Consider the following 13,743-nt stretch of genomic DNA (forward strand, 5'->3'; position numbering starts at 1 on the left):
GCCCCTGCTCACACAGTCGATATACCCTAGAACGTAAATAATGGGGGCTTCTAGGCTTTCAATAGTACTGCACGTGATTCTACACATCAATGGGGACTTTGCGGCTCTCAGAGCAATGCAGACATTTCGGCTTGTCAAAGCCGAATCAGTTCGGTCATCAATCGGCGAGACGACACAGATGTCACCGTTGGCGGCACACTCACCGGTAGTGGCGATACCGGCTTCCTCCAAAGGGGTGAGCTTGCGGTCCGGTCACTTTGATTTCCCTGATTTCGAGCCCGTCAAGCCGCTCGCGGATGGTGCCGGTCAGTTGCGGGACCATATAGGTCAGTGTTGTGGTCCATGATGGCGACGCCGTGCGGATGGTCAGTATCCCGTCTTGGAATGAGGCGACTTGGGAGTGTTGTGCGATTTGGGGGCCGACGACTTGATCCCAATGGTTGCGCAGTTGAGCGAGTTTGAGATGTGGCATCCAGTTGTCGTTCTGCGCGAGCACGGTGACCAGGCTTGCCAGGGTGTTGGGGTCCCGGCCCGGTTTGCCGAAATTTTCCCAGGCTTCGGTTTCCCGCCGCCGCCTGTCCCGTAGGATTCCGGCGCGTTGCGCGTATCGTTCGAAGACTTGGGCGGGCAGTTTTCGCGGGTCCAGCTTGAGTTTGGCGATAATCGGCTCGTTCATGCCGAGGCCTCGTCGACGCCGTCAGCAGCCGGCTGTATGCCGGTGTGATGCTCGCGAACGGCTTTGATTCGCGCGATGGTGTCGTCGTCCAGCAGCCGGTCGGATTCTTGTTGGGCGGCGGTGCGGCGCAACGCCGCCACATCGATGATTCGGGCGGCGGTGCCGTATGCCGACAGATCCGGGATGTCACCCGCCGCGGCTGCGGTGATCAGCACTTGGTTCTGTTTCACGGCGAAGTCAAGGATCTGCCGGCGGCGCGTCTCATCAAGTTGGGCGAACACATCGTCCAGGATGACAATCGGCGTGGTTCCTGACGTCTGCGTGATCAGGCCGAACAACGCCATTTTCAGTGCCAAGGCCATTGTCCACATCTCGCCGTTGGATGCGAATTCCTTGGCGGGGATGCCGTCCAAGGTCACGGCCATATCGTCACGGTGGGGGCCGATGAGATTGCGCCCGCGCGCCACTTCGCCGGGGTAGATGCGCTGGAAATGCTGGCTGATGGACTGGTGCGGCGACGGGCTGGCCAATACTTCCTCGAAGGAGGGGACGTATGCGACGGCGGCGTGCTGGGCTGATCCTGCGAGCTCGTCATAGATGGCAGCGAACGGCCCGGCAAGTGCGTCGAGTATGCGCATGCGCATCCGGGTCAGTTCGATGCCGGCTTCAATGAATTGTCCGGTCCAGATTTCCAAACCGTTGAGGCTTGACTCGTTGATTCCCGTCGTTTCACCGGACGGCGCGGCTGCGAGGTGTTTGAGCAGTGCGGCACGCTGTTTTGCGATTTTTGTGCAGCGCTGATGGACATCGGCGTATCCGGGGATCAGCATCGCTCCAGCCTGGTCGAGGAAGCCGCGTCGCGCTGCGGGATCGCCGGATATCAGCCACTGGTCTTCGGGAGTGAATGACATGCTGGGGACCCGTCCCAAGATTTCGCGCAAGTACAGCGAGCGTCCGCCATCGATTCGCGCTCGGTTCGTACCTCGGGCGCGAATGGTCACCTCGATGGTGGTTACGGCAGGGGAGGATTGCTCCGACCGGGTGGATGACCGGTCAACACTGAATGAATCTTGTTTTTCATTCAGTTTTCCGTTGTCGTCATGAAATTCCGCTGACATGTAATCCGAATGTGATTCAGGATTCGCATGATGTTCTGCCGAAGAGCGCGGTTCATCACCGTTGTCGGCGATATTGACCCGGATGGTCGCTGTATCCTGCCCGCGTTCGACCAGTGGCAAAGAGCTTGAAACCCTATGACTGGAGCCGGTTGACAGGACTTCGATGGCTTCGACGAGATTCGTCTTCCCCTGGCCGTTCGCCCCTTGGATGATGGTGACCCCCGGGTCAAGGTCGACAACGCAATGATCCCACGACCGGAAATGGTCAAGTGCCAATCGGGTAATGATGACGCCCATTTGGCACCGTCCTTTCTGTCGTCGTCGCCGGTGGTGTCGTTTGCCCCGGTTGATTGTGGATAACTCGCCAGAATCTGTATATCGTGTCCTCGCGTGATTGTGCTGGACACCAGAGTATACGAAATTCGCGAAGTGAGCAGACCATACGGCGAGTTCGTCCGAGACAATCACGCACAGTGAAGGATTCCGCCACTCGACGGGTTATCCACACCCGTATGGGCGGCGGAATCCCGGGGATGCGCTCAGTTGGTGAACCGCATCGGCACCAGCAGGTACCGGTAATCCATGGATTCGTCGGAATCGGCTTCCTGCTGACCATTGAATTCGACCGGTTTGATTGCGGTCGTCATCTTCATACGCACGAACGGTTCGGCGATGGCGCTTAATCCTTCAATCAGATAGCCGGGGTTGAAGGCAACGGTGATATCTTCGCCGTCAAAATCCACATCGATGACGTCGCTGGCCTGGTTTTCATCAGCGACACCGGCACTTAATGTCACCGATCCGTCCGAAAACGCCATACGAATCGGCGCGTTGCGTTCCGCCACCAGGGACACTCGCTTGATGGAACTGATAAGTTGCTGCTTATCGATTACTGCTTGGATCGGATATTCGTCGGCGAACAGTCGATCGATAGCGGGGAATTCACCATCAATCAACTGCGACGTCGAAATACGACCGGCGTTTTCGAATGCGATGAGCGAAGGATTGTCCTCGTCGAAATCGATGACGACATTCTGGCTGTCGTTCAACGTTCTGGCGACGTCACGCAAGAGTGATCCGCGCAGCAGAGTGGAGGTTGACACGTCCGGATTTTCCGGGGACCAGGTGAATGTCGCGCGGGACAGGCGGAAACGGTCGGTTGATGTCATGACGACCTTGTCGCCTTCGAACTGCATATAGACACCGGTCAGTACCGGACGTGTTTCTTCCCTCGAAACCGCGACGCAAGCCTGGTCTACCGCCTGGTGGAAGGTTTCCCCGTCAACTTTGCCCAAAATCCGCGGAACAGCCGGCAAATCGGGATATTCACTTTCCGGCATAAGCTGCATCGTGAACTTCGCCTTGCCCGAGGTGATAATCAGCGTCGAGTTTTCCGTGGCCAAATAGGTTTTTTCCGAAGGCAGCGATTTGGTGATATCAGCGAGAATCTTGCCTTGGACCACACTGCTGCCGGCTTCATCCACACCGGCTTCGATATGGTCGCGTGCGGAAATTTCAAAATTGAACGTTGACAGTTGCAGCGTTCCGTCAATGGCTTCGAGCTTGATGCCTGCAAGGATCGGGCTTGCCGGTCGGGCGTCGATGACTCGCGTGGTCCACGCGACCGCATCGGCGAGTGAGGTCGTATTCACTTCGACTTTCATGATTCCTCATTTCGCTTGGTGTTCTGTGGCTATTCTAGCCGGACTCGAACGGCTGGTTGTCGGTTGGTGAATCGGCAGCTTATCACGGTGATGATGAATCGTAAGTGAGAACAACAGTCTTCGTAATAAGTCCGGTGGATGATGTGGATAAGTGGAATCAGGCCAATCGCGAGAAGACCTCAACTGCCGTCCACCAATGTGGATAACCTCAGGATAGCCGGTGCATAACTAGGTGAGTTATCCACAGCGTAAGCGGCGCCGAAAAGTTATCCACAAACAAGCGGGATTCATCCACGAGTTATCCACCATTTTTCTGGGCTTGCCCACGGGTTATCCGCAGCCCTTGCCCACAATTGTGCACAAACCTGTGGATAACTTTTTTCTGATTTTTCCACCGCCCGGTGTGTCGTTATCCACCGAGGTGGACGAGTCGGATATGCCGAAAAACCGTCTCTGGGCGGCGTTCTGCCAGCCGGATAGCCGGTATCTACGGGGAAGTTCGGCGTTTATTCAGCCGAGGAATGATGCTTAAGCCTGACGGTGAGCTCCATCACGTAGTTGTATGTTTCCTGCTTCTCTTTCATCTCGTCACTGATGCGGGTATACGCATGCATGACGGTGGTGTGGTCCCGTCCGCCAAAGACCTCACCGATATCGACCAGACTCATACTGGTCATTTCACGGGCCAGATACATCGCGATTTGCCGGGCAAGCGCTACGTTTTTTGTTCGCGCACGCCCCACCAGATCATCAAAGGTCAGATGGAAATACTTCGCCACCTGGGTGATAATCTCGGTCGGCTTGATCTCGACATCAGTCGAGAAGAAATCCTGCAAGGTCTGCTCGGCCAACGCGCGGGTCACCGGCTGATTGTTGAGCGACGCGACCGCGGAAACACGTGTCAACGCACCCTCAAGCTCACGGATATTCTCCGTGAACCGTTCGGCGATCAAATCAAGCACGTCGTTGGGGATCTTCATATGGTTCATCGTGGCGATCATGCGCAGGATGGCGATACGGGTCTCCAGATCCGGCGGCTTGACATCGACGGTCAATCCGGATTCAAAGCGGGAAATCAGGCGCGCCTCGAAGCCCTTGAGGTTCTTCGGCGCGACATCCGAAGCGATGACAATACGCTTATTCGCCTGATACAAGGTGTTGAAGGTGTGGAAGAAGCTGTCGAGCGTCGCTTCCTTGCCTCCAAGGAACTGGATATCGTCGATGAGCAGGACGTCAACCTCACGGTACCGCCGGTTGAACGCGGCGATCTGGCCTTGCGACTGGTTCGGGTTCTGCAACGCCTCGATGAACTCGTTCGTGAACTCCTCGCTGGTGACATAGCGCACCTTGAGTGAGGGATCCTTGATCAGCGCATAATTACCGATGGCGTTCAACAAATGGGTTTTACCCAGTCCAGAACCGCCATAAATACACAACGGGTTGAAATCACGCCCCGACCCCTCGGCGACCGCCATGGCGACCGTTCGCGCGAACCGATTGGAATCACCCGGCACGAAGGTTTCGAACGTGGCGTTCTTGTTGAGATGGGTTTCCGGATCAAGCGCCGGCCGATGCTGGTCGATGTCGAAATTCTCGTTCGGCTGCGGCCGGTCATAGGCGTTCTGGCTGGCCACCGGTTGCGCGGCGGTCGCGGACTGGTGATCGCCATACCCGGCAACGGTTTGGGTATACCGGTCGGCATGCTGTCCGGTCATCGGTTGAGACGGCGCATACCCGGTGGGGTACATGGATGGCACAACCGGCGTCTGGGGATGCGGCATCACCGGCGATACCGACGGGGAATCAGGCGTATCGAACTGGGCGAACTGCGGCTGGGATGCTTGTTGTGCCCGCCAAGCGACCGGCTGCTGGGGCATCGCCTGCTCGGCGGCAGGGGAGAGGGGGTGCTGGCGCTCGCCATAAGTGGTGGCGCTGTCCGACGCGTATGGGTCCGGCTCCGCCGCTATGGCGGGATCCGGCTCGGGCGCCTGTGGCTCCGGATGAGGCTCGATTTTGAATGCCGGGAACATGTCGGTTCCGGTGCTCAGCTTCAATGCTTTGAGCAACGGTTGATTCAGATCGGTTTGCAACGCTTTCTGCGTCGCGGCGTTCGCCACGGTCAGCACGATGGTCGTGCCGAATACGGCTTCGGGAATAACGCCTTCGAACCATCCTTTATCCCGTGCGGTCAAGGATTTGTCGTGTTTGAGTACGGCAAGGGTATCCGACCAGATACGTACGGCCTGGGTCGCCGGATCTTGCGCACCATTCGCCATGCGGCCCTGTCCTTTCTCCATATCATGTCGGCTCCGCGTGTTGCGGAGAAGTATCGTAGCTATGTTTACACCGATGTCGCGAAGTTATCCACAGCCTTGCGTGTTGAAACGGCTGAATTGTGAATAACATCGATGTAATTTGTGGATAACTTTCCGCATGGTTTCGTTGGTATTGCAACGTTTTCACCGTGTAAGCCGTCTTGGAGGGGTTGTGGAAAACTTTACCGAATTATCCACATTCCAGGGCAGGATGCGGTGTCGTGTTGACGAATGGCCATGGGTGAGAGTAGGTTAGTAGAGCTTGACTCATGAGGAGCCATGCTGTTGCATGGCTGAAAAAACCGGGAGCATACATTATGAAGAGGACATTCCAGCCGAATAACCGCCGTCGTCACATGAAGCACGGATTCCGCGTGCGCATGCGCACCCGTTCGGGCCGCGCCGTCATCAACCGTCGTCGCGCCAAGGGCCGTAAGACCCTGTCTGCCTGAACCGGCGACTCCAGAGTGGAGCGGCTGAAAAGTCACCGTGACTTTGTCACAGTGCTGAAACGTCGCAACAAAGTCAGCGACCATGACATCGTCGTGCACTATTTGGTGCGCGACGATTCACATTCATGCCCGAAAACGTCGCAATCCGACGGCATTCCGGCCACGCAGGCCGATCAGCGGCCGCCATCGGATCCGTCCGGGCGACGTGTGGGCTTAGCCGTATCCAAAGCGGTCGGCCATGCCGTCACCCGTAATGCCGTCAAACGGCGATTCAGGGTGCTTGCGCGCCAATATGAGCAGTTGCTGCCCGAACATTGCGACATAGTGATGCGGGCGAAGCCGTCGGCCGCTCACGCTGCATACGCTTCGCTGGATCGTCAGGTCGAACGGCTATTCGCCGCGGTCGGAACGCGAGCCGCACAAGGCAGGTGAATCGACGGTGGCATCACAGGCGGCGAAGGCTGCAAGCCGGGCAATCCACTGGTATCAGCGGGAGATTTCCGCCAAGAATCCCGCGTGCTGCCGCTATTATCCGACATGCTCAAACTATGCGTTGCAGGCCATCGAACGCTTCGGCTTGGTCCGCGGTGGGCTGTTGGCGCTGATGCGTCTGTTGCGGTGCCGCCCGTGGAGCCGTGGCGGAATCGATGATGTTCCGCAGCGTTTTTCCCTGTTCTATCGTTTTCGGTGGTCGAAGGCCCATGAGGAGCCTCGATATGCACCACTGGCCTCGCAAACAAAGGAGATGGCCTGATCGATGAATACCAATACCGACCAATTCTTGCTTGACAGTGGCTTTTGGGGCTGGTTGTACAAGCTGCTGACCCCGGTCGAATGGCTGATGACGCAGATCATGGCCATCTTCCACAAGTTCCTGACCATGCTGGGAATGCCCGCCGTGGGCACCTCTTGGGTGCTGTCCATCATCTTCCTGGTGATCGTGGTGCACGCGTGCATCATGCCGATCTTCGTCAAGCAGATGCGTTCGATGCGTAAAATGCAAGCGCTCCAGCCGCAAATGCAGCGTATCCAGAACAAGTACAAGGGCAAGAACGATCAGGCGAGTAAGGATGCCATGAGCCGTGAGCTCATGAAACTCTACCAGGACAATGATGCGAATCCTGCCGGCTCCTGCCTGCCGATGCTCATCCAGGGCCCGGTGTTCATGTGCATGTTCTACGTGCTTTCTGCGATTGAATACATCGCCAAAGGCAAGCGTGCTCCGCTTGGTGCTTTCGACAAGGCGACCGCACAGCAATTCTCTGACAGTTCGCAGTTTGGCGTGAATATCACCACGCGCTTCCTGCACGCGGATATGCATGCCAAGATCGTCATCGGCGTCTTCATCGCGCTCATGTGCTTCTTCATGTGGCTCATGCAGTTCTACAATATGCGCCGCAATCTGCCACGCGCTTCGATGCAGGGACAGCAGTACCGCATGCAGCAGGCGATGACCTGGATGTTCCCGATCATGTACATCTTCTCCGGTTTGAACTTCCCGTTCGCCGTGCTGATCTACTGGCTGACCAACAATGTGTGCAACTTCCTGCGTTCGCTGTGGCAGGTGTACACCTTCCCGACGCCCGGTTCCCCGGCGGCGGAGGACAAGGAAGTGCGCGACCATAAGCGTGAGAACGCCCGCCGCAAGCGTGCCGGTGAGCCCTCGCTTGAGGAAGAGCAGCTTGAGAAAGCCAAGGCTGAGGCGGCCCGTCGTGAGGTGGAAGGATACCAGCGTCAGCAGCCGAAGCGTAAAAAGAAGAAGTGACCGGATCGGTGTGGGCGTGCGGGTAGGCTGCGCGCCCACACATCGATTAGACTTGACCTCATACAGCCAACAAGGAGTACTACATGGCACAGGATGACGAAAAGACGATCGACCAGCTCAATGATGAAGCTGATATCGCCGCCGACTATCTTGAGGGTCTGCTGGATATCGCCGATTACGACGGTGATATCGAGATGGGCATTCGCAACAACCGTCCCGTCGTACAGATCGTGGCCGACGATGACAGCGATATCAAGCATCTGGTCGGCAAGAACGGCGAGGTGGTCGACGCGCTGCAGCAGCTGTCCCGACTCGCCGTACAGCAGAAGACAGGGGAGCGCTCGCACCTCATCGTTGATGTTGACGGGTATCTCAAGCATAAGCGTCAGCATTTGCGCGATATCGCTTTGGATGCCATCGACGAGGTGCGGGAGACCGGCGAGCCGGTTGACCTGCAGCCGATGAATTCCTTTGAGCGTAAAGTCGTACATGATCTTGTTCGTGAAGAAGGATTGAAGTCGCGTTCTCACGGTGAAGAACCGAACCGTCATGTCACGGTTTATCTTAAGGCCAATGCTGACGATGAAGCGGAATCAATCGATCAGGATGATTATGACGATGCCGATCAGGTTGAAGCCTGATTCCAACCGGAACGACTGAAACGGCATGCCTTGGGCTTGTTGTTAACGGGCCGTCTGCGCTGCGTATACATGGCGTGGGCGGCCTTTGTCGTGTGTGGACATCGATCGGAATGACAAGGGTTACTGGATACAGACTGCATGAATCATGAGTGCTCTCCTCGTGGTCTTCCACCGCGAAGAGTACATTGATACCGTTACCGAAGGATGATGACGATGACAGATACCGACATTGATACCGCCGCTGAAGTCCGCGAGGATCCGTATGACGAGCTTGACGGCTCACCCATTCCTGAACAGGTGCTGGGTGCGGCGTTCCCGGCCTTGAACGTGTTTCACGGCAAACTCATGGCTGAAGGGGAGCCGCGTGGCCTGATCGGCCCGAGGGATATTCACATCATTTGGGAGCGACATATTCTGAACTCTGCGGCGATTGTCCCGTTTCTGCGCAAAGCTGTCGCCCACGATGCGGTGAAATCCATTGCCGATGTCGGCAGTGGCGGCGGTTTCCCGGGATTGGTGGCTGCCGCATGTCTGCCAGAGTGTTCGTTCACGTTGATCGAGCCGATGGAACGGCGAGTCGCATGGCTTGAGGAGTGCGTGGATGACATGGGGTTGAAGAATGTCACCATTATCCGCGCACGATCCGAGGAAGTGATTGACCGGGTGCGTAAGCATACGCTCAAGCCTTTTGTCGCCGTCACCTGCCGGGCGGTCGCCCCGATGACTAAGCTTTCCGGATGGACGCTGCCGTTGCTGAAACCGCATGGTCAGCTCATCGCGTTGAAAGGCCGTTCTGCTGAGGCTGAAATCAAGAAGGCCGATACGCAAATCCGCCGCTTCCATGGCATCCATCCTCGTGTCTGTCTTGCGCCGGTGGGGGAGGGGCTTGAACCCACCCACGTAGTGCTGGTCGATAAACAATAGCGGCTGCGATGAACCGGCGGGCGTTTCACGTGAAACGCCCGCCGGTGGTGTTTCATGTGAACCATCGATGGTGAGGCGTGTTCCACGTGAAACGATTCTGCTGATTCTGGCTGCGGCGTGGTGTGTTTCACATGAAACACGGTGGGTCGGTGTCTTGTTGGTTATGATGCACTCGAAAACAGGGTAGAATCAATGTGTGCGTCAAACGAGGTTATCCACAATCTACAGGGTGTGTAACAGTTATGCACAGGCAGGGTGTTTACCTCATGGACATAGAAAAAGGGCGGAACATAAGGCATGCGATGAGTTGTGACCTGAGTTATCCACACACTTAGTCCACGTTGTCCACATGTATCCACATTTGCGTGGATGTGACGGAGGGCATGTCCAGTACCGTAGCGAAACTGGAACAATCGCGTATCAAGGAGGAGCTGTGTCGTCAGCTACACACCATTCATCAGGTTCTGAGCAAGGGGGACAGTCGATGGATTCCGCATCAGATATCATCCGGCGTATTTTCGGCGATCAGATTGATACACTAGGTGGCGAAATCGCAGAGGCGACGACACGATATGATGCGCTTCATATGGTTGAATTCCCTAAGCCTGAGCAAACCAGGCGTATTGCTGTCGCCAACCAGAAAGGTGGTGTCGGCAAAACCACGACCACGGTGAATCTCGCCGCGGCATTGGCACAAAGCGGTGCTCGTGTCTTGGTCCTTGATATGGATCCGCAGGGTAACGCCTCAACGGCATTAGGGGCCAAGCATATTTCAGGGGAGCCTTCGATCTATGACGTCATTGAAGGCCGACTCACCATCGCCGATGCCATCCAACAGTGCCCGTCTTTCGATACTCTCGACGTGGTTCCGGCATCCATCGATTTGAGTGGTGCCGAGCTGGAGATCGCTGATCTCGGCAACCGGACGGAACTGCTCAAACAAGCGTTGGACACGTATCTGGCATCCAGCGAGCAGCATTACGATTACGTATTCGTGGATTGTCCACCGAGTCTGGGGCTGCTGGTCATCAACGCGATGTGTGCGGTCACTGAGGTCCTGATTCCGATTCAGGCAGAATACTATGCGCTTGAAGGGCTCGGGCAGTTGATCAACACCATCGGTCTGGTGCAGGAACACTATAATCCTGTGCTGCTGGTATCCACCATGCTGGTGACGATGTTTGATCGACGTACGATTCTAAGTCGGCAGGTGTATGACGAGGTGAAAAGCCATTATCCGAACATCGTGCTGGATACGACGATCCCGCGGTCCGTGAAGATTTCGGAAGCGCCGAGTTTCCAGCAGAGTGTCATTGCCTATGACGCTCGTGGCATGGGTGCTATCGCGTATGGGGAGGCCGCGCTGGAAATGGCCAGACGCTCTCCCGCAGTATTGGCGACATTGGAAGCAAAGCGAGGTGAACACTGATTATGGCATCGAAGTCACGGCTCGGCAAAGGTCTGGGCGCACTGTTCCCCACACTTCCCGGTGACCCCAATGCGACGTCGGGTGAACCGGCGGATCAGAAGACAACGCCGCTGGGTCAGGAGCATCACGTTTCACGTGAAACGTCACAAGAACACGGCGAGAAGCCAACGGCGGGAATCAAGCGCACAAGTGTTTCACATGAAACGTCGGGCCGTCAATCACAGGCGCCGACAGGTGGTTCCGTTGACGACTCAAGGGCCGAACATGCGTCGGACCGTCATGCGAAGGGAGAGCCGCAGCGGCCTTCCGCGCATACCAAGAAGAGGATGAGTGTCCCCTCCCTTCAGACGATGGCACATCCGAGTGACCTGTTCTTTGGCGGTTCCGCCGATTCCGACAACCACGGAACCGTTGAGTCCACCGGGGTTTCCGGTATGTCGGAACACAGCAAAGACATGCGGCGGATGACCAGGGTGCTCAACGATGCCGTGCTGACCTTGGGACAACATGACGGTATCGCGACCGGAACTGCACCTTCGGACCATGCCGACGCGAACGCCGCCGCGTCCGCATCACAGCCGGAATCGGAAGTGAAGCCCGAAGCCAGTGTTTCACGTGAAACGCCAGATGAGGCCTCGCCATCAGAGGATGCAACGGCTGTGCCGGAACAGACCGAAGCATTGAAACCGGTTGAGGGAGGATACCTCGCCGAACTGAAACTCAGCGATATCGGGCCGAATAAGGAACAACCGCGGACGATTTTCGATGAGGATGAGCTACGTGAGCTTGCCGACTCCATCCGCGAAGTCGGGATTTTGCAGCCGATTGTGGTCAGGAAACGTCCGCTCGAGCAAATCAAAGCGTCTCAAGACTCCGACAGGACAGACACGGCCACCGGTGTCTCTGGAGTATTGGCGGCCGCACAAGCCCCGGTTGCTCATATGGACAGTCCGTATGAGCTCATCATGGGGGAGCGTCGCTGGCGCGCCTCCCAGCTTGCCGGTCTTGACACGATTCCGGCGATTGTGAAAACAACCGCGGATAACCACATGCTGCGTGACGCGTTGTTGGAGAATCTCCATAGGGTCGCGCTCAACCCGTTGGAAGAGGCTGCGGCGTATCAGCAGATGATTGACGAATTCGGTCTGACGCAAGCGCAATTGTCAACCTCTGTTTCGAAGTCACGTCCGCAAATCGCCAATACCTTGCGCCTGCTTAATCTGCCGGCTTCCGTGCAGAAGAAAGTCGCCGCAGGAGTGTTGTCCGCCGGCCATGCCCGGGCGCTACTGGGGTTAGGCAGTGAAGAGGAGATGGAGAAACTCGCCGATCGAATCATCGCCGAAGGACTGTCCGTACGCAGTACGGAAGAAATCGTCGCGATGAAAGCCTTGGAGGGTAATCCTGAGAAGAAGGGGAAATCCAAGGCGGCGAATCCGTGGAACAATTCTCCGATTCGACATAATCTCGAACAGCATTTTGATACGAAGGTCGCCATTCGAGGAAATAACAAGCACGGCAAAATCGAGATTTCCTTCTCCTCTCCCGACGATATGCAGCGCATTCTGGATTTGCTGATGCCGCAAGAGCAGAAGGCGGACAGCCCGGCAGCTGCACCGCAACAGGCGTAAGCGAATCCGGTCGGGTGGCGACGAAACAGTACAGCCCGAACATGCATGAGGCTTGGCGTTCCTTTCCAGGAAGCCAAGCCTCATGCATTGCGTAACGGAATCGTTCTAGTGTACTCGATGGTGTTCTGTAACCGCACTTAGTCGAGATTGGTGAGATAATCCTGTGCGTCGAGCGCCGCCCTGCAACCCATACCGGCAGCGGAAACCGCCTGACGGTAGACGCTATCCACCACATCGCCGGCGGCGAATACGCCCGGCACATTGGTTCGGGTTGAAGCGCCGTCAACAACGATAAAGCCATGCTCATCAAGCTCAAGCGCCCCATCAAGAAACTCGGTTGCCGGCGTGTGTCCGATAGTGACAAACACGCCATTCGCGGGCAGTGTTGATGTGGAGCCGTCTACGGTATCCCGCAGAACCACCGACTGGACGCCGGAATCGTCGCCGTCGATGCGTTCGACCACAGCGTTCATATGCAAGGCGATACGTTCGTTGGATGCAGCCCGGTCAACCAGAATCTTCGACGCGCGGAACGCATCACGACGGTGCACCACAGTGACCGATGAGCCGAATCTGCTGAGGAAGTCAGCATCGGTAAGTGCGCTGTCACCACCACCGACCACCACAATCGGCTTACCGCGGAAGAAGAACCCGTCGCAGGTCGCGCAATAGGATACTCCACGTCCTGCGAATTCCGCCTCGCCCGGCACCCCGAGCTTACGGACACGGGAACCGGTGGTAACCACCACGGCACGTGCGGTGATGGTATCGCCGCCGTCAAGGGTCAGCGTCTTGGTGCCCGCGGAAAAATCAACACCGACCACATCGTCATAGACAAGCTTGGCGCCGAAGCGCTCTGCCTGCTTGCGCATCGCATCCATGAGATCGGGGCCCATAATGCCTTCCGGGAAGCCTGGATAGTTTTCCACCTCGGTGGTGTTCACCAGTTGTCCGCCGGGGGTGAGCGCTCCGGCGATCACAGTCGGCTGATATCCGGCGCGCCCCAAGTAAATCGCGGCCGTATATCCAGCCGGTCCCGAACCGATAATCGTAACGTCTGTCTGCTGTGCTGTCATGCGTCCTAACCTAGCACGACTGCGCTGAAATGCTTGCGCTGGCAGCTGAGTATGG

General features: G+C 56.8%; 13 protein-coding genes. 8 read left to right on the plus strand and 5 right to left on the minus strand.

Annotation, left to right across the window (positions count from 1 at the left end; genetic code table 11):
• Positions 1–199: 199 nt before the first annotated feature.
• From BBOU_RS05660 to dnaA, 4 genes are all read right to left on the minus strand, one after another.
• On the minus strand, positions 200–676 hold the full coding sequence (locus BBOU_RS05660; protein WP_026503017.1) for a DciA family protein: 477 nt from the start codon (positions 674–676) through the stop codon (positions 200–202).
• Entirely contained in the window at positions 673–2,091 is a 1,419-nt protein-coding gene (gene recF / locus BBOU_RS05665; protein ID WP_026503016.1) for a DNA replication/repair protein RecF, read from the minus strand. The genes BBOU_RS05660 and recF overlap by 4 nt, the downstream gene beginning before the upstream one ends.
• Before the next feature lie 242 nt (positions 2,092–2,333).
• The gene (dnaN, locus tag BBOU_RS05670; RefSeq protein ID WP_026503015.1) at positions 2,334–3,458 is read right to left on the minus strand and encodes a DNA polymerase III subunit beta; all 1,125 of its coding nucleotides are present in this window, start codon (positions 3,456–3,458) and stop codon (positions 2,334–2,336) included.
• A gap of 506 nt (positions 3,459–3,964) precedes the next feature.
• Complete coding sequence (gene dnaA / locus BBOU_RS05675; protein ID WP_420885351.1) at positions 3,965–5,755, minus strand: chromosomal replication initiator protein DnaA; 1,791 nt, start codon at positions 5,753–5,755, stop codon at positions 3,965–3,967.
• 335 nt (positions 5,756–6,090) lie between these two features.
• Between dnaA and rpmH the strand changes: the two genes are divergently transcribed.
• From rpmH to BBOU_RS05715, 8 genes are all read left to right on the plus strand, one after another.
• The gene (gene rpmH, locus BBOU_RS05680) at positions 6,091–6,225 is read left to right on the plus strand and encodes a 50S ribosomal protein L34 (protein WP_026503013.1); all 135 of its coding nucleotides are present in this window, start codon (positions 6,091–6,093) and stop codon (positions 6,223–6,225) included.
• A gap of 15 nt (positions 6,226–6,240) precedes the next feature.
• Positions 6,241–6,657 carry a ribonuclease P protein component gene (gene rnpA, locus BBOU_RS05685; protein WP_026503012.1) on the plus strand — a complete coding sequence of 139 codons (417 nt, stop codon included), beginning with the start codon at positions 6,241–6,243 and terminating at the stop codon, positions 6,655–6,657.
• Positions 6,658–6,664: 7 nt separating this feature from the next.
• The gene (yidD, locus tag BBOU_RS05690) at positions 6,665–6,979 is read left to right on the plus strand and encodes a membrane protein insertion efficiency factor YidD (protein WP_026503011.1); all 315 of its coding nucleotides are present in this window, start codon (positions 6,665–6,667) and stop codon (positions 6,977–6,979) included.
• 3 nt (positions 6,980–6,982) lie between these two features.
• The gene (yidC, locus tag BBOU_RS05695; protein WP_026503010.1) at positions 6,983–7,990 is read left to right on the plus strand and encodes a membrane protein insertase YidC; all 1,008 of its coding nucleotides are present in this window, start codon (positions 6,983–6,985) and stop codon (positions 7,988–7,990) included.
• Positions 7,991–8,073: 83 nt separating this feature from the next.
• Positions 8,074–8,631, plus strand: coding sequence for a Jag family protein (locus BBOU_RS05700; RefSeq protein ID WP_026503009.1), 558 nt, complete (start codon positions 8,074–8,076; stop codon positions 8,629–8,631).
• Positions 8,632–8,844: 213 nt separating this feature from the next.
• Complete coding sequence (gene rsmG, locus BBOU_RS05705; RefSeq protein ID WP_033490212.1) at positions 8,845–9,555, plus strand: 16S rRNA (guanine(527)-N(7))-methyltransferase RsmG; 711 nt, start codon at positions 8,845–8,847, stop codon at positions 9,553–9,555.
• A gap of 484 nt (positions 9,556–10,039) precedes the next feature.
• A complete protein-coding gene (locus BBOU_RS05710) occupies positions 10,040–10,984 on the plus strand; it encodes a ParA family protein (RefSeq protein ID WP_026503457.1) in 945 nt (314 codons plus the stop codon).
• Positions 10,985–11,334: 350 nt separating this feature from the next.
• On the plus strand, positions 11,335–12,612 hold the full coding sequence (locus tag BBOU_RS05715) for a ParB/RepB/Spo0J family partition protein (protein WP_338010548.1): 1,278 nt from the start codon (positions 11,335–11,337) through the stop codon (positions 12,610–12,612).
• A 137-nt stretch (positions 12,613–12,749) separates the two neighbouring features.
• Here the strand turns inward: BBOU_RS05715 and trxB are convergent, their stop codons facing one another.
• Positions 12,750–13,688 (minus strand): thioredoxin-disulfide reductase, encoded by a 939-nt coding sequence (gene trxB, locus BBOU_RS05720; protein ID WP_026503455.1) that lies wholly within the window; start codon positions 13,686–13,688, stop codon positions 12,750–12,752.
• Positions 13,689–13,743 lie beyond the last annotated feature (55 nt).

The organism is Bifidobacterium boum, assembly GCF_000741535.1.
Lineage (GTDB): Bacteria > Actinomycetota > Actinomycetes > Actinomycetales > Bifidobacteriaceae > Bifidobacterium > Bifidobacterium boum.